Below are 16,986 nucleotides of genomic sequence, written 5' to 3'. Positions count from 1 at the left end.
GGGCATGACCAAACCTCAACTCCCCGAAATCTCTTTCTCCGTTGAAGGCTCGCTCACGCAGGACGACCTCCGCGAACTCAATTGCATCCGCATGCGCAATATCATCCGCCTGCCATACCGTTTTATCCTCTGGTTCATGCTCGCCACATTCACATTCTCATGGGTCGGTGCGATATTCGTTTGGCTCTATCTCGATCATCTCTCCACACTCAACCTGTTCATCATCTGCTCCATCCCCGCGACACTCATCTACATCCATCGCTACTTCAAAAGCATGAAGATCCGTTACTCGCCAGATAACCTTCAGTCCCCCTCAACACTAACCTTCTCGCATCAAATCATTTCCTGCCTCAGTGACAGTCATGGCATCTCAAACGCAACCGATGACGTCACCATGGTTTTCTTCTCCTCACAGCACATTTACATCGAAGTGAATCAAACCCTTTATTACGCATTTCCCAAACGCTTCTTCCCCGACCAACAAACCTGGCAACAATTCCAACTCACCCTTTACCGCCGCTTCGGCAACTGCACCGCCTGCGACTACTGTTTTCTCGGCTCAACCACCGACACCTGCCCCGAATGTGGCAGCGATCTACTCAAGCAAATCAATAAACTCTCCACACAATAACCAAACATTATTACAAACTCCCTATGTCAGATACCGATTCCAACACCTCGCAAGCCAAAAATATGCTGGAAACAGGCGACTCAGAGTTCGCGCAGCCCGATCCCGAAACCCACACTTGGGATTGGGAATCCGCTCCTGTCCAAACCCATGGCCAATACAAGGTCGACGACTACAAACAACTCCACAAAATCATAACCGATCAAGAAAGCAGTTTCTGGTCAAACATTTTCGCCGTTATCGTCCTTCTCCTCGTATCACTCTACCCAATGCTTTGGTGCATCCGCGAACTCATCGATCAGCAAACTAATATGGCCGAGATCCTCGCATCCATCGGCATCATCTTTACTCCGCTCTTCCTCGTCTTCCTGCTTTACAACCGTGTTCTCTCCAAAACATGGTCAAAGCGTAAATCTCAACTCACTAACTCACGATTAGTCCACATCCCCAGTGCCGTCATCATCGACGAAGACGCCATCGCTTGGTATGACGACCGTATCTACATTCGGCTCATTTGGTCAGCCTTCTCAAACATCTACTTCCGCAAAGACATCATCTACTTCCGCTCTGCAGACGACTTCATCGTCCTCCCCAGACGTTTCTTCGCATCAAATGACGATTGGCTCAATTTCCGTCTCAAGCTTTACCGCGAAATCCGCGACTGCGCCAAATGCGAATACGACCTCACTGGCAGCGAATCACTCACATGCCCCGAATGCGGCGACCATCTTCTCGATCAAATAGAAAAACAAAGCACGCAGCAATAATTCCAAAAGGTAAAACAGTGCAAACAGACCGAACAATACACGCTTCAGGTCAATACGACCTTGTCGATTACATTAATTATGAGCTTGGCAAAGAATCGAATACCGTACTCAATAGCCTAACCTTTATGGTTTTTGCCCTAATCATAGTTGATGCTTTTTTCATGATATCTCTTGCCATAATGACCGGCGTAATCGGACTTTTGCTCGCGATAATGCTCATACCTTTTGAGGTATTAGTCGTCATCTTATTAAAGAAATATTTGATTCGTTCTGCATTTCAATCAGATGTGTGGTGGACTCAAGCATTTGAATTCGAGCTTGATCACGAGCAAATTACGCAAGTCCTCGCAACAGGTGAACGTCGTGAATTTATCCGAGATTCGCTCTCGAAAGCGATGTGTACCAGCCAAAAAATAGTGCTCAATTACTCCGAAGGTCAAACTTTAATTCTGCATCGCCGTTTTTTTACATGCGATGAAGACTATCACGAAACCCTCCGCATCATCATCCAAACCATTGGCCGCTGCCTGTCCTGCAACTATAAATTGCGCAACAGCTTCCACGATACCTGCCCTGAATGCGGGCGCATCGCCATCAATGACATCCAAAACTCACAGTATGGCATCCACTATTCCAACTACTAATCCCCACCGATTCACACCTTTGCAAACATCGGCTCAACGCCCCGTAGTACCGCATCAACATCCCGCACGACCCACGACATATTCTCTAATGCTTGATTAGTCCGTGACGCAATATGTGGCAACAGCCTAACATTCTCCAACCCGTGGAGCGGATATTCGCTTCCGGGAGGGATCGGCTCCGGATCATGCACATCCAAAACAATCCGCGCATCCGGATTCAGTAATGCATACGCACGCATCGCATCGTTATCTTGCAAGAACCCCCTCGCCGCATTAATTAGCAAAACCTCCGGCTTCAACATCTCAAACACATCCGCATTCAGCATGTGCCGATTCTCCGCCCGACCATCCACATGCACCGACACAATATCGCTCCCCTGATACAACGCATCATGCGTCACATATTCAAACGGATATTCCACCGCTCCCCTTAATTTTGACTCAGGCAAAACCTCCGCCACCATCACCTTCATTCCGATGGCATGCGCCACTCGTCCCAACCGTTTCCCAACGCGGCCAAACCCCACAATTCCCAGTGTTAATTGATCCAGCTGCAACCCAATCTCCGTCTTCCTCAACTGATGAAACATCTCCGCATCACACCCCGTCGGCACATCTGTCCGCGGCCGAAGTTCATCCAGCATCAACGCAATCACATACTCAACGACAGCCTGCGAATTTGCGTCCGGCGTATACACCACTCTCACCCCCGCATCCTTACATGCATCCAAATCAAAATTATCCAGCCCAACCCCAGCCCGACCAATCACCTTCACATTTCCCGCCTTCGCTAGCAACGCCTCATTCACCAATGTATAAGTCCTCACCACCAACCCATCAGCCTTTGGCAGCAACTCATTCAACTTCTCAGTATCCGTATGTGGACACCACACGACTTCCGCGCGTTCTGCCAACCATGCTGCTGGCCCATCCGACAACGTTTCAGTCACAATCACCATCGGCTTCTTTACTGTCTCATTCATCCCCAAAGCCTACCTTCCGCTCTCTGTTTGGTCTACTTTCTTCTCATCCTTCTTTATACCTACAGCAACTTGCGTAATTACATGCCATATTCTTGATCCAAATAATCGATAGTAGGGCGATGCTATTCATAATTATTACGAAACAATCCACTGGTCAACATGTAAGTAATACTAAAAAATGCTCTAAAACTTGCCCATACCTCATAGCCCACCTTGCCCGCGCAAAAACAAACGGCCAAGCATTTCGCTCAGCCGCTCATTTACTTGCTGTATTGTTTGGATGGTTTACTCGCAAGCCTGCAATCACCAGACGCCTGCAAGTCCTAAACCTTCCGGGGGGAGACGGGGGGATGGGGGGAATTTAGCCGTAGAATTCTGCATTCTTCTCGACAAATGACTGCCATTCATCCGGCAAGTCTTCTTCTGGGAAGATCGCCTTCACAGGGCACTCATCAACACACAGCCCACAATCAATGCAGGTGTCCGGGTCGATGTAAAGCATGTCTGCATCTTCGAATTCAGGTTCATCCGCCGTTGGGTGAATACAGTCCACGGGACAGACTGCAACACAAGCAGTGTCTTTGGTGCCGACGCACGGTTCAGCAATCACGTGTGGCATGACTTCGCTCCTTCATGACATTTCTACTGCCCGCTACTTTATCTGTGACCCCACAGATCGGGCGAATCCGGCTTAGTATAGAACCTCTATCCACTCCAGCCAACCCATTAATTTTCTAATGATATTGAATCTCAACATCATGCAAAACTGTCGTTTTAAGCCCAAAATGACCGTTTGTATACAGCATCTCATCATCACGAATAGGGGATAACCAGCGTCTCTGCCGCTGATCACCCCCTTCTCTGGGGAAACCTCATGCTCATACCTCGCCAGCTTGCGCATTCATCTTATCCATATTAAAATCATACTTATGTCCACTGACTCCCAACAACCCTCCGTCGGTAAAGCCCCCCGCAACCGCCTCTTCCAAGGTGATTGCCACAAAATCATGTCCCGTTGGCAGCCCAACTCACTCGACCTCATCTTCGCAGACCCACCCTACAACATCGGCTACAACTACGATCATTACGACGACAACCGTGAGCACGACGACTACGTCGCATGGACAGAATCATGGATCGATGCATGCACTCGCCTGCTCAAACCCACAGGCTCCATGTACATCCTCATCGGCGATGAGTACGCCGCCGAAACCCGGCTCCACCTTCGCAAACTCGAAAATGAAGGCAAACTCATGTTCCGCAACTGGATCATTTGGCACTACACCTTCGGCCAGCGCTGCAAAATCAAGTTCAATCGTTCGCACGCACACCTCTTCTATTGCGTCGGTACCGCTGCACTCAACGCCAAGAATCTCACCAAAAAGCCGCCTTTTGCTTTCAACCGTGACGCCATCGCACTCCCATCCGCCCGCATGACAACCTATGGCGACAAACGCGCTAACCCCGCCGGTAAACTCCCCGACGACACCTGGTACCTCCGCCATTTCCCCGATGCCGCCCTTTGGCACACTCGCCCTCAAGACGCCACCGAAAACACCGACGAATACTTCGCTCCCGACTCCGACACATGGAACCAGTCCCGCCTCTGCGGCACGTTCCACGAACGCACCACCTGGCACCCCTGTCAACTCCCCGAAGCGCTCCTTCATCGCATCATCAAAGTCTCCTCAAATCCCGGCGACCTCGTCTTCGACCCCTTCACCGGCTCAGGCACCACACTGGCTGCCGCAAAACAACTCGGCCGCGACTACCTTGGCACAGAGCTCTCCAAAGATTACGCCAAAAAAGCCCGTCAACGCATCAAAAAAACCGATGTCGACCCCAACGCTATCACCACCACCATCACCGCTACCAACAAAGTCGCCCGCCAACCCGCTCTCACCTAATCATTAGATAGGCTTTCGCTTCCCTATCTTGACAAGCTGGTCGTCCCCATGATTTTATCTTACGATCATCCCAAACCCGTGTTATCATAGACATACAGACCCCGCCCTGAGATACCTTCCGGAACATCTCATGTTATTGAGTAACACCATCTACGATATCCTCTACGCGCTGTTCTACCTCATCCTCTGCGCCGCCATCTTCTCAGGCCTCCTCCTCATCTATCTCGCCCATCTTGGCAAAAAACTCGACAACCACCCCGTCTGCAAATACTGCAAATACGATCTCTACGGCTCCCCACGCCCATTCCTCGAATGCCCCGATTGTGGTCGGCCCATCCACGATATCCGTTACATCACACACGGCAATCGTCGTAAACGCCCCCAACTCCAAATCCTTGGCCTCATCCTCATCCTCCCAGCCTTCACCTACCTCGCCATCGACTTCTACGCCGACGCCACCGGCCAGCCCCTCGCCGCTTTCACCCCCTCCAACATCCTTCATTACCAACTCGAATACACGCAAACCGATTCACCTTCACACCTTGAAGCAATGGATCAACTCATCAAACGCGCCGCCTACTCCGACCTCAAGCCGCAAACAGTCTCCGAACTTCTCACCGAGCTCCTAACCTTTCCTCGCACGGAGCTCATCACCTATGAGCCCACCTTCTCACAGCTTTTGCTCGCAGCCTATCAACAGAATAGACTCAGCAGAAATCATCTCACCTTACTGCAAGACCGCATCCTTCCTCATTTTGAATTTGAGATCAAACCCGAAATCTTTGAAGGCAATAATCTCCCCATCACCTTCACCGCTTCTGGCCCTCTGCTCGGCATCGATCGCCCCGTCTCCCCACTCACACTCAGGTACACCCTGACCTACGCATTCAACCAAAACCAATCCTTCGCCCGTTATCGCAAACAACACACCGCCCATCAAACCCTCAGCATCGATCAACAACTCGACATCTCAATGCGGCACATTGAACGTGATAACCTCAAACCCAATCAAGAACATACCCTCTCAGTCATCTTTTCAGCCGAACTATTCGATCGCAACAAATCCGTCGTGGTTCATCGTTGGACCAAAACCCTTGAAAAACCCTTTAAAATCCGTTCTCGACGCGTCGCTCACGATTACGATTCCAATCAATTCATCACACTCCGCCGCGCCATCGCCGCTCCGTTACGCAAAAAGAATACGCCGCTTTCTCTCAAGATCCAGGACGATATGATCTACACCTACTTCAATTGTCCTCGTCTCCCCATCGATATGCTTCATCAGTTCAATGTTCAAATCGATAATCAACCCGCCAAAACCGTGGCCACCGTACAAGGCCGCGGCCCTTGGGAAATGACCATCGGCATCGCTCGTACCTCACCAACCCCACCTCAAACCATCACATTCCGCCTTATCCCCATGCTCGACGAAGCCGAGCAAGACTTCGGCCTTCACCGCCTCTTCAACGCCAACATCGAAGTCACTGCTAACCTCAAGGATTTGAAATAACCTATTCGTGAGTTAGTCTTTTGTAGATCACATAAACACAACAAATCGCGTCCATAACGAATACCCCGCCGTCAGTAATACGCATCCACCAAAAGCAACACTCGTTAAATACAGCAGCGGTTGATAATACTGCTCCAATTTCTTTTGATACTTCCAAAACATGCCAAAGTGAAACATTAATCCCAGCATGACCTCGCAAACATCCACCAGTACAGCTTCAACTCCTTCTAGCGGAACACGGTAATAAAACCTGTATCGCGTTGGAAAATAGAGCGCTGTTTCAGCAAATACAATCGCGTATGCCCCAACGAAAAACAGAAACGCAGTAAAAACGCCTCCAAGCAACCACTTTCTCCAAAAGTAATCCGCCATCGGCCCCATCATTTCAGTTGACTCATCTGTCATTTTTTCATCATACACCAACCCAAATTGCAACATAAAGAATCCAATCATAAAAAAAGCTCGAACAATCGTCCAAGCTTCAATTCATTATTCGTTACATGCAATAGCCGTCGTGACACTTCATAGCACGACAATACACCTCATCATTCTTTCTTCCCTTCATCTTCCTTCTCATCCTCTACCACCGGATTCCCCCCGTCATCCAGCTTAATATCCGTCGGCGCACCCGTAATCACCACCGCCCCTGGCTTCTTCTTCTGCCAAGTTTGCTGCTTCATCAATCGTTGAGCCGCATGCACACCTAAAACCTCAGCCCGCCGCTCCGTAGAACTCAGCGGCGCCTCGCTCGGCTTATGGATCGCATCCTTTTCCTCATTATATAAATGCAACGTCCGTGTTGGGAACGCAAAGCTCACACCCAGCGCATCCGCCAGTCGCACAATATCTAAGAACAAACGTTCCCTCTCTCGCAACTCCGTATTCCAGTCCGGCACCTCAAAAAAGACATACAACAAAATATCCAACGACGAATCGCCAAACTCATTGCAATAAACCTCGTAATAATCCTTCCGCGTATACGGATGCGTTCGCACCAGTTCACGCACCCCTTCGGTGAACGCAATCAATTGATCCGGCGTCGTATCATACTGCACACTCAGATTCGTTTTCCATCGGCGATACCTTCGCCGCCCATAGTTATCAACCTTCGCACGCACAAGATTCGAGTTAGGAATCGTAATCTGCGAATTATAAAACGTCCTGATCCGTGTCGACCGAAAACCAACCTGTTCCACAATCCCTTCCGCCGAATCAATCAGCACCCAGTCCCCCACATCAAACGGCCGATCCAGCAGCACCGCCACCGAACCAAAAAAGTTCTCAACAGTATCCTTCATCGCAAACGAAATACCAACCGAAGCAATACCAATCGAAGCCAGTAGCGGCGCGATCGAAACCCCCAACGCGCCCGCTGCATACACAATCCCGATCGCTACCACGAAAACCTTAAACGTCTTTCGCATCAACGGGATCAGCACATCATCAAACTTCGTCGACGTGCGTTTCGCCTTGGCCTCTAAAAACATCGCGATCAAATCCACAAACCGCCACGCCGTTAGTGTCCCGATCACCGCAATATAAATCCGTAATGATGAGAATAGCACGTAAACCGCAAGATTCTCATCCTTTCCAATTGTAAACGTCAGCTTCAGTGCCGTGATCCAAAACACCGCCGCGGCCAACAACCCAAACGGCCTTGCCGAGTACTTAATCGTTTCATGCATATCCTCCGTCATCCCACGCCGCTTAATCAATCGACGTGAACTGCTCTTTACCAAGATCCGGAAGAACAAATCAATCACCATCCCAATGAAGATCAGAATCAGCACAAGCAGCCATTGCCAATACTTGATCTGCAAGAACTCCCCCTGAACCAGATATTTTGGTAACGCTGATTCAATCATCGGCGCAATCGAAGTCACCATCGGCCCACGCTTTGGGTTGATATCATGCTCCGTAAACAATTTAAGCATTGACCCCGCACGCTCAACCGTGCCTTTATCAAACTTCCACTCATCCGCGTCATTCCGCTCCAACACAATTCGTGGCACAGAAGTTGTGTTTAGCAATTTCTCAAATTCATCTTGCTGCCCATCATTAATGGGAAACAGCGTAATTTCTTTCTTGCCTGCCCCCTCATCGATATAATCCGCATTCCCCAAGTACGTCTTATCATCGAGCATCCCCATCGATAAATAATCCTGGATCCTATTGAGAACGGAGTACAAATCATTCGCAGCTAGAACTGCCTTCGCTCTATCCGTCTCATAGTCGGTCCCCTTGACCCACATGCAAGCAATCGCAATATTTTGCTGCTTCTTCTTGTCTTCATCGTTGATCGTTGCCTCATCCCACAAACCCGTGATCTTGTCCATCGCCTCGATAAACGTTTTCACTGTCTGCCCTGGCGTTGTCAGATCCACCTTCAGCGCTTCCGCCTCTTTCTCCTTCTCCATCTGCTCTTTGGCATCTACAACCTTATCTTTGATCGCATCCGCGACCTTCGACGAACCACTGGGCGCCTTGTCCGTAACCTTCTCAGCCTGTGATTGTGCATGCACTTGCCCGCCCATCATGCTCAAGCACATCGCTAGCGCCGCCAGCCATCCAAGCCACACCCCGTGGCCAGCGATACCGAAACCTTGCCCGTTTTGTCTTTTTGATTTATTCATATACATGCTCATAACTCAACAATGTAACGCATCCACAGCATTTCATGAAGCCTCAGCCTATATCCATAAACGCTTATCAACTTTCTCCTGTTATCCGGTTCATACAATATTCGTAAGTCCTTCCCAAAGCAGGCGGTTATCTATAAGTCCGTATGGCCGGCTAGGCCGATCCTTGCCGAAACTAAATTTTGACTCATCAAGCCGTATTTAAGCGCCGGTGACATGTGGAAATGGTTGGTCTCGCGTGCCACGTACAGTACAATAGCCCTGCATCTATAGGAGACCCCACTGAAGTCATAATTCATCGCGCAGCAAGGTTCAACGGCTTCTTCAGTCCGTATGCTCATATCGCATCCGGCAGAGAAATCATGAACGTTGCTTGTCGTGTTTGTGTATCTGTTTATTCTGTAATGACTTGCGGAAAACCGTTGCCTAATGTTGTACAAAGAGGCATGAGCTATAGATGATCACGTTTCGTATTCACAATCAGGGTGGGCATCACAAAAAGCGGGAAATTATTGTCCTGCACGGCGGGCCGGCAGCCGCGGGTAGTGCTGCGCCGATAGCGCAAAAGCTTTCTCAAGACGGGTTTACCGTCATTGAGCCCTTGCAGCGCGATACCGATCTATTACACCCGAGTGAAGATCCCAGCAAAATCTTCACCGTTGATCAGCATGTCCGTGATTTACACGAGCTCATCATCGCTAAATGCAGTGTGAAACCGATCATTCTCGGTGAATCCTGGGGAGCCATGCTCGCCTTGGCTTATGCTGCGAGATATCCGCAAATCGTTGGCCCATTGATACTTGTGGGCTGTGGGACGTTTAGCGAAGACACTCGATCTGTGCTTAGGAAGACAATCACTGATCGCATCGATCAGGCCCCTGGGTTGAAAGATCGATTCGATAGCCTCGAATCAGATATCGAGGACCCCCATACCCGAATGCAGCAGCACATCAAGCTCATCGAGAAGGTCTACAACTACGCCAAGCTTCCCGAAGCTGAGATCGATGGCTATGCAGAGCATCCCATCAAACTTGATGCGGTTGCTCATAAACATACCTGGTGCGATATGATTCGTCTGCAAAAAGAAGGTATGTATCCTGATGCCTTTAAAGCGATTACATCGCCTGTACTTATGATCCACGGCTCGCATGATCCACATCCCGGTATCGAAACCTATGAATTGCTCAAACAGTACATGCCGCAGATGGACTATCACGAGTTGGAACGCTGTGGGCACAGTCCTTGGGTTGAGCGTTATGCGCGTACTGAATTCTTCAGCCGCATACGCGGTTGGCTCGCACTGCGAAAATAATCTGTTGATTGAAGTATTTGAGTGTGAGGCCGAATGTTGTTGTGCGCGTGTCAGTACTAATTGATGATTAGAGTTCGCGCAAAAAGATTCCACATTGTACAAAAATGCAATCGCGCACAAACACGCAATCATTCGTGTTTTTTGTTCGTATGTATTGGCATGCCCGCCGTTTACATCGAAAAACAGAAACAGTTAAAAATAGCTTGAAAATCGCCAACTTCGGTGAGAAACGATTGAAGAATCTCACGCTTTGGTTAGAGATGCTTGAGAATGGGAACTTATACACAGGCGATTTTGCGCACAGATGCGCGTCTGTAAAAAATTTTGTGCGCATAAAACCGTCGCGCTGTTGTGCGTGATTCGCAAATTCAAAATTCAAGAAATTGATGACTAATCGCGGATTAGTCACGACGGATGACGCGGACATTGCGGCGGCCGTCGGCATCATGGGGAGGTGGAGGAGGCGGTGAAGATGATGGCCTATTTGATGAATAGTCGGTGGAGGCGTGAGGGGATTGGCTTGTGTGGGGTTGGTTATCGTCGTTTGTATGTGGAGGTGATGGGGATGGTGGGGTGAGGATGTTGGCGAGGCCGTTGAAGGCGCGGGCGATGAGAGCGAGGATGGTGAAGACGATGGTCGCGACGAGGATGGCGGCGAGGACGAGGACGGCGATGGGGATCACGACAGCAAAGACGAAAGCGAAGATCGCGATCTTGGTGACCCAAGAGGGTTGTCGTTGGATGGTGGCGTAATAAGAGCCAAATTTAGGGTGATTTTTCACGTAGGCTTTCCAAACCATGGTATTGCTTTCTATCGGCTGCTCGATCGCATCGACGAGAGCAGCAATTATGTCTAAGTGTTTATTGATTAATGGGTTGTTGCGGCTTGAGGTGCATGCGGGTTTGAGATGTTATCAAGGGTTATACGAATCTATATATAGATGCGTTCAAGTTTGATGCTAGCGGGGTTTGGAGGCTGGGACAAACGGGTTTTGGCCGATTGTCCCAGGTTGGGGGATTCGGTGGGGGCAATTATGCAGGATTGCGAGATTTTGGAAGTGTTGCAGTGGGAAAAGGGAGGGCAGAATGCAGGGGATTGGGCGGCGACAAGAGAAGGCGGTGTTTGTGGTGTGCGTTGGGGTGGGGGGGGATGATGGGATAAAAATGGTTAGCGGAACTAGGGGAAACATTAAGTGGGTCATGTTATTGGCCGATATGCGAAGTAGAACGTCTTGATGCAAGATGTTTTAGAGCGTCTTGCGAAATTACTTGCTTCGTTGACCAATAGGTCGTTACGTAAAAAAACGCTTCTCACATGAGCCTGCTTCTGATTGTTTCGCAGGACATGTGGCGTGTAATGATGCAACTTGTTCTAGAGCGATTTGTGAGATGACTTCCTCGTTGACCAGCCGGTCGATATTGGTGTTGCAGGAATTAAAGGCGAGTTATTGCCAATGATTCAGCTCTTTGCCAAGAGAAGTGTTGACGCAAATTGCTGTCCCAAACCGTATAGGAGCGGAGGTTCCGATCATGTCAGAAACGGGTTTAGTCACCGACAATGAAGCACAGAATGAGTTGATTGAAGCGGCGATCGCGGAGATCAGTCATATTGCAACGTTACCTGAGGTAACGATGAAGATTATTCAGTTGGTTGAGGATCCGGACTCGACAGCTCAGGATCTGAATAAGGTCATCTCGAACGATCCGGCACTGGGTGCGCGGATTCTGAAGGTGGTTAATTCAGCGTTTTATGGTTTGCCGGGGCAGATTGGCTCGATTAATCGAGCGATTGTGCTTTTGGGGTTGAACGCGGTGAAGAATATCGCGATTGCGGCTTCATTGGCGAAGCTTTTTAGGGGTGGGAAGATCTGTAACAGTTTTGACGCTCATGACCTTTGGAACCAGGCGATTGCGAGTGCTACGGCGACGCGGTTGTTGGGTGAGAAGATAGGTCTGGGTTTGCCAGACGAAGCGTTTTTGGCGGGGCTGATTCACGATATTGGGATGATGGTTGAGATTCAGGCGAAGCGTCCGAAGTTTGTTGAGGTGATGCAGAAGCTTGAAGAGAATCCTGATGGGAAGCTTCGCGAGTACGAAGAAGCGGTTATAGGTGCTGATCACGAGCAATTTGGTGCGGCGTTATGCCGAACATGGAAATTCCCGCAGAGTTTTGCGTATGTGACGGGGTTCCATCACCATCCTTGGGATCTGCCAGAAAAGCATAGAACCCTTGCGAGCCTTGTACACGTTGCAGACATCATTGTCGCTAATCTCGGCATTGGCTTTACACGTGGCGTGGAACACAAAGAAATAATGCCTAGTTTGCTAGAAGAGTTGAAGCTCTCGATGGAACAGGTCGAAGAAATAAGTACGAAAGTACCTGAGGCAATGGAAGAAGCATCAACGATCTTCAGTCTCGGTTAAGCCCCGGAAGTGTACAACTTCTAAAAGGCAAATTGAACAGCACGTTTGCTACGACGGTCAAAAGTAGCTCCCCTTTGAGTTCTCCTCGGAATGACGAAGTGAGTAAAGAAGGGTGAAATTAAATTTGGCGTCTCTCTTTTCCCTCCGGGCGACGAAGCATCAGCTTTGTCGCCTTTTTTTGTGTAGTGCTAGTGCTAGAGAAGACGCAAGCGAGGAAGGGGTGAGGAAATTTAGATTTCGGATTGCGGATATAAGACGCATGCGAGGGAGGGGATGGTTGCAGGCGATGTAGAAAGTCATGCGGGTTGGTGAATGAAGGGGTTGCAGATGTGGGGGTAGGGGAGGGGGGGGATTGCATTTCTGGTAAATTGTGGGGGCTGGGGGTGGTGGATTGTGTGTGTTGCGGTTACAAAGGATTCGCTCAAATTCGTTTTGTGAGTCAATATATAGATGGACATTTTTGGGAGTAGTCGGATGATTTGGAAAAAGCTGCGCGGCGAATTGATTGACATTATTGAATGGCTGGATGACTCGAATGATACGATGGTGTATCGGTTTGAGCGGTATGGGAATGAGATTAAGTATGGTGCGCAGTTGGTGGTAAGGGAGGGGCAGTATGCGGTGTTTGTGAATCAGGGGAAGATTGCGGACGTGTTTAGTCCGGGGCAGTATCGGCTTGAGACGAAGAACTTGCCGGTGTTGTCGACGCTGATGGGTTGGAAGTATGGGTTTGAGTCGCCGTTTAAGGCTGAGGTTTATTTTGTCAGTTCGAGACGGTTTACAGATCTGAAGTGGGGGACGAAGAATCCGATCATGATGCGTGACGCGGAGTTTGGGCCGATACGTATTCGGGCGTATGGGACGTATGTGATGCGGGTTGATAAGCCGGATGTGTTTTTGAAGGAGATTGTGGGGACGGATGGTGAGTTTACGAAGGATGAGATTGATGGGCAGCTCAGAAGTATTGTTGCATCAAGGTTTGCGGATGTTGTGGGTGAGGCGAAGATTCCGGTGTTGGACATGGCGGCGAACTACGATGAGTTTGGTCAGTTTTTGACGGATCGGATTCAGAGCGAGTTTGATACGTATGGGTTGGAATTGACGAAGTTGTTGATTGAGAATATTTCATTGCCAAGTGCGGTGGAAGAGGCGCTGGACAAACGGACGAGTATGGGTGTGATTGGGAATTTGGATGCGTATACGAAATTCCAGACGGCAGAGGCAATGGAGGCTGCGGCAAATAATCCGAACGGTGGCGGGGCAGCAGAGGGGATGGGCTTAGGGATGGGGTTTGGGATGGCGCAGCAGATGATGGGTTCGATGCAACAGCCTTCGGGTGGTGGTCAGAATGTCCAAGGGGGGCAGGGGGGGAATCAAGTGGGTGGGCCACCGCCGTTGCCGGGCGTAAGTGCGTTGGCGGTGCATGTTGCGGTGAATGGACAGCAGGCAGGGCCGTTTGATGAGGCGGCGCTGAAGGGGATGATTTCGCAGGGAACGCTGGCGGCTGAAACTTTGGTTTGGATGGGGGGGATGAGTGGATGGCAGAAGGCGGGCGAGGTGGGTGAGGTGGCGAAATTGTTTGGTCAGGCTCCGCCGCCGTTGCCGCCAATGTCCTGATTTGGGGAGGTGAAGATAAGAGTCTGATCGACTAACCAAGTATTAGATGTCTAGTTTGTGCTGCCTGCCGGTTTGAAAATCTAATCGAGAGATAGGTGTTGAGATATGAGTGAGCAAATGCCGCCGCCGATACCGAGTGAAATGAAAGCAGAGGGGTCGGGTGGGATTGAGAATGACGTTGTTGTAAAAAGTGCTGAAGACTCGGATGGGGGGGATAGGCAATTTGGTTGTGAGAAGTGTGGTGCTGATCTGGCGTTTGAGCCGGGGAAGGCGATGTTGGTGTGCCCGTATTGCGAGTATGAGAATCAGATTGCGTTGTCGGATGAGGTCGTAAAGGAACAGGACTTCGAAGCAATATTAAGTGAGCTGGCGGCGGGAGAAGATACGGTTGAGTTGTTAATGGTGAAGTGTGAGGGGTGTGGAGCAGAAGTTGAGAAGCCAACGGGGATGGATGCGTTTGATTGCGCGTTTTGTGGGTTGCATCTTGTGAAGGTGGGTGAGTCGAAGCGGCTGATTAAGCCGAAGGGTGTGTTGCCGTTTCGTGTGGGGAAGGACGAGGCGCGGGCTGGTTTTGAGAAGTGGGTTAAGGGGTTGTGGTTTGCGCCGAATAAGGTGAAGGAATTTGCGCGGGCGGATCATGCATTTAAGGGGGTGTATTTGCCGCACTGGACGTATGACACGGATACGACAACGAGCTATACAGGGCAAAGAGGTGAGCATTACTGGGTGACAGAGCATTATACGACGACGGATTCGAACGGTAAATCGGTGAGGAAGTCGAAGCGTGTGAGGAAGACGCGTTGGTATTCAGCGTGGGGGACGGTGTATGTTGATTTTGATGATGTGTTAGTGGTGGGTTCGAGGTCGTTGCCAACGAAATATGTGAGGGCGCTTGAGCCTTGGGATTTGGGAGAGCTGGTAGCGTATCAGGATGAGTATTTGTCGGGGTTTATTGCGGAGAGTTATCAGGTTGATGTGAAAGAAGGTTTTGATGTTGCGAAGGGGTTGATGGAGCCCGATATTCGGACAAAAATTAAGCGGGATATTGGTGGGGATGAGCAACGGATTTTTACAGTGAACTCGCAGTATGATGAGATTACGTTTAAGCACATCTTGTTGCCGGTGTGGTCGAACACGTATCGGTATCAGGATCGGGTGTACCGGATTGTCGTGAATGCGCGGACGGGAGAAGTGCAGGGAGAGCGTCCTTGGAGTTGGGTCAAGATTATGCTGGCAGTGATGGCGGTATTGATTGTACTGCTTGGGTTATGGTTAGCGTTTGGTGATGATGTGTCACGGGCGGTCGGTGATCGTGTAGGGGTAGGCGAGGGGAGCAGCGTTCGCCAGATTGAATTCAGTTTTTGATACTTGTGTTACTGAATTGTTAATGAAGGCTATGCCGATATGGTGTGGTCTTTTTTATTTAGATTAGGTAAAGCGAGTAGGCCCAAACGGGGCCATTGTTAGCTGCGTATGAAAATCGATTTTATGATGACCTAACGATGACATTGAAGCGAAAGTTATTACGCGATTCACATTAATCTTACATAACACAGACGTTGTGGGGGTATAAATTGTCGTGTTCGAATTGGAGAGAACACAACGAGGTCAAGCGGTTTGGGGAGTGGATGTTGTTTGGGATGGGACAAGGACGGTGTGAATTTTCGGTATTGGGTTAAGAAATAACCATTGATGGAGTTGCTGCGTGGAACGATCTACTGAAGTATCTTCAATCAATCAAGGCTTACCTGTTAAAGGTGAAGTTACGGGGCGAGCTGAGATGGGCATGATAACGGTCTTGGTTTCAGGTGAGGGGTATCTGCAACAGCTGGCTATGCATCATCTGGATGGTGTCGGTGTGCGGGTTAAGCATTGCAGCTGGGACGATCTTCTTGAGAACTATGAGGCGCTTAGGCCGACGTTGGTTGTGATGGTTGTTGAGATGTCGTCGGATGATCGTTTAGAGATTGCATCGCGGCTGAATTTGCTGCGGGGTAAAGATACGGAGACGGGGAGTGTGGTGGCGGTGTGTCGAGAGATGACATCGGATGAAACGATTTCCTGGTTGGGTTGGGTTGATGACATATTGGGGGGAGAGAACGTTTCGAATCGTCGTTTGTTTTTGGCGAGGTTGCAGGCTAGGTTGAGGCCGCGAGGGGTACATGTGCGTTGGGATTTGGAGCCGGCGGGGCAGCCGCATGCGGGTGAGGATGTTTGTGAGTCGTTCCGAGTGGGCGAGATCACGATGTGGCCAGAAAAATTTGAGGTGAGAGTGAGTGGAAAGCGTGTGACGTTGACGCTGACTCAGTTTCGGTTGCTGGAGATGTTGTTGAAGCGGCCGGGCTGGATACTGACGCCTGAGGTGATTCGACAAACGTTGAATTTAGAGTCGGGTGAGGCGCGTGATTCGGTTGTTAAGAATCATGTTTATATGCTTCGTCGGAAGTTAGGAGTGAAGGCTGCTAAACAGATCGAGACGGTGCGAGGTGTTGGGTACCGAATTCGTGAGGAGTATGCGGCCGAGGAAATGCCCGTATAGCTGATGATTTATTGAC

16 protein-coding genes are annotated in these 16,986 nt (G+C 49.8%); 11 read left to right on the top strand and 5 right to left on the bottom strand.

The features are described from left to right. The first annotated feature begins 4 nt into the window (after positions 1–4). The 3 genes from KS4_RS15250 to KS4_RS15240 are packed head-to-tail and all read left to right on the top strand — an operon-like array spanning position 5 to position 2,039. Positions 5–631: a hypothetical protein gene (locus tag KS4_RS15250; RefSeq protein WP_145080085.1), complete on the top strand. Its 627-nt coding sequence runs from the start codon at positions 5–7 to the stop codon at positions 629–631. A gap of 23 nt (positions 632–654) precedes the next feature. Then, positions 655–1,395, top strand: a complete 741-nt coding sequence (locus KS4_RS15245) for a hypothetical protein (protein WP_145080083.1) — start codon at positions 655–657, stop codon at positions 1,393–1,395. A 17-nt stretch (positions 1,396–1,412) separates the two neighbouring features. Beyond that, positions 1,413–2,039, top strand: a complete 627-nt coding sequence (locus tag KS4_RS15240; RefSeq protein ID WP_145080082.1) for a hypothetical protein — start codon at positions 1,413–1,415, stop codon at positions 2,037–2,039. An 11-nt stretch (positions 2,040–2,050) separates the two neighbouring features. Here KS4_RS15240 and KS4_RS15235 read toward each other — a convergent pair whose 3' ends face one another. Further along, positions 2,051–3,022 (bottom strand): NAD(P)-dependent oxidoreductase, encoded by a 972-nt coding sequence (locus tag KS4_RS15235; protein WP_145080080.1) that lies wholly within the window; start codon positions 3,020–3,022, stop codon positions 2,051–2,053. A gap of 361 nt (positions 3,023–3,383) precedes the next feature. Further along, entirely contained in the window at positions 3,384–3,641 is a 258-nt protein-coding gene (locus KS4_RS15230) for a 4Fe-4S dicluster domain-containing protein (RefSeq protein WP_145080078.1), read from the bottom strand. A gap of 310 nt (positions 3,642–3,951) precedes the next feature. On the opposite strand from KS4_RS15230, the gene KS4_RS15225 reads away from it, so the two are divergent. Next, positions 3,952–4,929 carry a DNA-methyltransferase gene (locus KS4_RS15225; protein WP_234698819.1) on the top strand — a complete coding sequence of 326 codons (978 nt, stop codon included), beginning with the start codon at positions 3,952–3,954 and terminating at the stop codon, positions 4,927–4,929. Between the two features lie 130 nt (positions 4,930–5,059). Continuing rightward, on the top strand, positions 5,060–6,439 hold the full coding sequence (locus KS4_RS15220; RefSeq protein WP_145080076.1) for a hypothetical protein: 1,380 nt from the start codon (positions 5,060–5,062) through the stop codon (positions 6,437–6,439). Between the two features lie 27 nt (positions 6,440–6,466). Here KS4_RS15220 and KS4_RS15215 read toward each other — a convergent pair whose 3' ends face one another. Continuing rightward, positions 6,467–6,892 carry a hypothetical protein gene (locus tag KS4_RS15215; RefSeq protein WP_145080074.1) on the bottom strand — a complete coding sequence of 142 codons (426 nt, stop codon included), beginning with the start codon at positions 6,890–6,892 and terminating at the stop codon, positions 6,467–6,469. Between the two features lie 92 nt (positions 6,893–6,984). Then, on the bottom strand, positions 6,985–9,072 hold the full coding sequence (locus KS4_RS15210) for a mechanosensitive ion channel family protein (RefSeq protein ID WP_200761333.1): 2,088 nt from the start codon (positions 9,070–9,072) through the stop codon (positions 6,985–6,987). A 463-nt stretch (positions 9,073–9,535) separates the two neighbouring features. Between KS4_RS15210 and KS4_RS15205 the strand changes: the two genes are divergently transcribed. Then, positions 9,536–10,390 (top strand): alpha/beta fold hydrolase, encoded by an 855-nt coding sequence (locus KS4_RS15205; protein ID WP_145080069.1) that lies wholly within the window; start codon positions 9,536–9,538, stop codon positions 10,388–10,390. 401 nt (positions 10,391–10,791) lie between these two features. Here KS4_RS15205 and KS4_RS15200 read toward each other — a convergent pair whose 3' ends face one another. Further along, on the bottom strand, positions 10,792–11,172 hold the full coding sequence (locus KS4_RS15200; protein WP_145080066.1) for a hypothetical protein: 381 nt from the start codon (positions 11,170–11,172) through the stop codon (positions 10,792–10,794). A 159-nt stretch (positions 11,173–11,331) separates the two neighbouring features. Between KS4_RS15200 and KS4_RS15195 the strand changes: the two genes are divergently transcribed. The 5 genes from KS4_RS15195 (at position 11,332) to KS4_RS15175 (ending at position 16,970) form a co-directional block, all read left to right on the top strand. Continuing rightward, positions 11,332–11,544, top strand: coding sequence for a hypothetical protein (locus KS4_RS15195; RefSeq protein ID WP_145080063.1), 213 nt, complete (start codon positions 11,332–11,334; stop codon positions 11,542–11,544). Positions 11,545–11,920: 376 nt separating this feature from the next. Beyond that, positions 11,921–12,814 carry an HDOD domain-containing protein gene (locus KS4_RS15190; RefSeq protein WP_145080060.1) on the top strand — a complete coding sequence of 298 codons (894 nt, stop codon included), beginning with the start codon at positions 11,921–11,923 and terminating at the stop codon, positions 12,812–12,814. 474 nt (positions 12,815–13,288) lie between these two features. Continuing rightward, positions 13,289–14,431 carry an SPFH domain-containing protein gene (locus tag KS4_RS15185; protein ID WP_145080057.1) on the top strand — a complete coding sequence of 381 codons (1,143 nt, stop codon included), beginning with the start codon at positions 13,289–13,291 and terminating at the stop codon, positions 14,429–14,431. A gap of 105 nt (positions 14,432–14,536) precedes the next feature. Further along, positions 14,537–15,796, top strand: a complete 1,260-nt coding sequence (locus KS4_RS15180; protein ID WP_200761332.1) for a hypothetical protein — start codon at positions 14,537–14,539, stop codon at positions 15,794–15,796. Positions 15,797–16,136: 340 nt separating this feature from the next. Further along, complete coding sequence (locus KS4_RS15175; RefSeq protein ID WP_145080054.1) at positions 16,137–16,970, top strand: winged helix-turn-helix domain-containing protein; 834 nt, start codon at positions 16,137–16,139, stop codon at positions 16,968–16,970. Positions 16,971–16,986: the final 16 nt, after the last annotated feature.

Source organism: Poriferisphaera corsica (assembly GCF_007747445.1).
GTDB lineage: Bacteria > Planctomycetota > Phycisphaerae > Phycisphaerales > Phycisphaeraceae > Poriferisphaera > Poriferisphaera corsica.
The sequence above is the reverse complement of the archived record's forward strand: the minus strand, read 5'-3'. Positions and strand labels throughout refer to the sequence as shown.

What these genes read in the sequence shown, in the direction of transcription:
- KS4_RS15250 (WP_145080085.1), top strand. Translation starts at nt 5, where the DNA reads ATGACCAAACCTCAACTCCCCGAAATCTCTTTCTCCGTTGAAGGCTCG.
- KS4_RS15245 (WP_145080083.1), top strand. Translation starts at nt 655, where the DNA reads ATGTCAGATACCGATTCCAACACCTCGCAAGCCAAAAATATGCTGGAA.
- KS4_RS15235 (WP_145080080.1), bottom strand. Translation starts at nt 3,022, where the DNA reads ATGAATGAGACAGTAAAGAAGCCGATGGTGATTGTGACTGAAACGTTG.
- KS4_RS15230 (WP_145080078.1), bottom strand. Translation starts at nt 3,641, where the DNA reads ATGCCACACGTGATTGCTGAACCGTGCGTCGGCACCAAAGACACTGCT.
- KS4_RS15225 (WP_234698819.1), top strand. Translation starts at nt 3,952, where the DNA reads ATGTCCACTGACTCCCAACAACCCTCCGTCGGTAAAGCCCCCCGCAAC.
- KS4_RS15220 (WP_145080076.1), top strand. Translation starts at nt 5,060, where the DNA reads ATGTTATTGAGTAACACCATCTACGATATCCTCTACGCGCTGTTCTAC.
- KS4_RS15215 (WP_145080074.1), bottom strand. Translation starts at nt 6,892, where the DNA reads ATGATTGGATTCTTTATGTTGCAATTTGGGTTGGTGTATGATGAAAAA.
- KS4_RS15210 (WP_200761333.1), bottom strand. Translation starts at nt 9,072, where the DNA reads ATGAATAAATCAAAAAGACAAAACGGGCAAGGTTTCGGTATCGCTGGC.
- KS4_RS15205 (WP_145080069.1), top strand. Translation starts at nt 9,536, where the DNA reads ATGATCACGTTTCGTATTCACAATCAGGGTGGGCATCACAAAAAGCGG.
- KS4_RS15195 (WP_145080063.1), top strand. Translation starts at nt 11,332, where the DNA reads ATGCGTTCAAGTTTGATGCTAGCGGGGTTTGGAGGCTGGGACAAACGG.
- KS4_RS15190 (WP_145080060.1), top strand. Translation starts at nt 11,921, where the DNA reads ATGTCAGAAACGGGTTTAGTCACCGACAATGAAGCACAGAATGAGTTG.
- KS4_RS15185 (WP_145080057.1), top strand. Translation starts at nt 13,289, where the DNA reads ATGATTTGGAAAAAGCTGCGCGGCGAATTGATTGACATTATTGAATGG.
- KS4_RS15180 (WP_200761332.1), top strand. Translation starts at nt 14,537, where the DNA reads ATGAGTGAGCAAATGCCGCCGCCGATACCGAGTGAAATGAAAGCAGAG.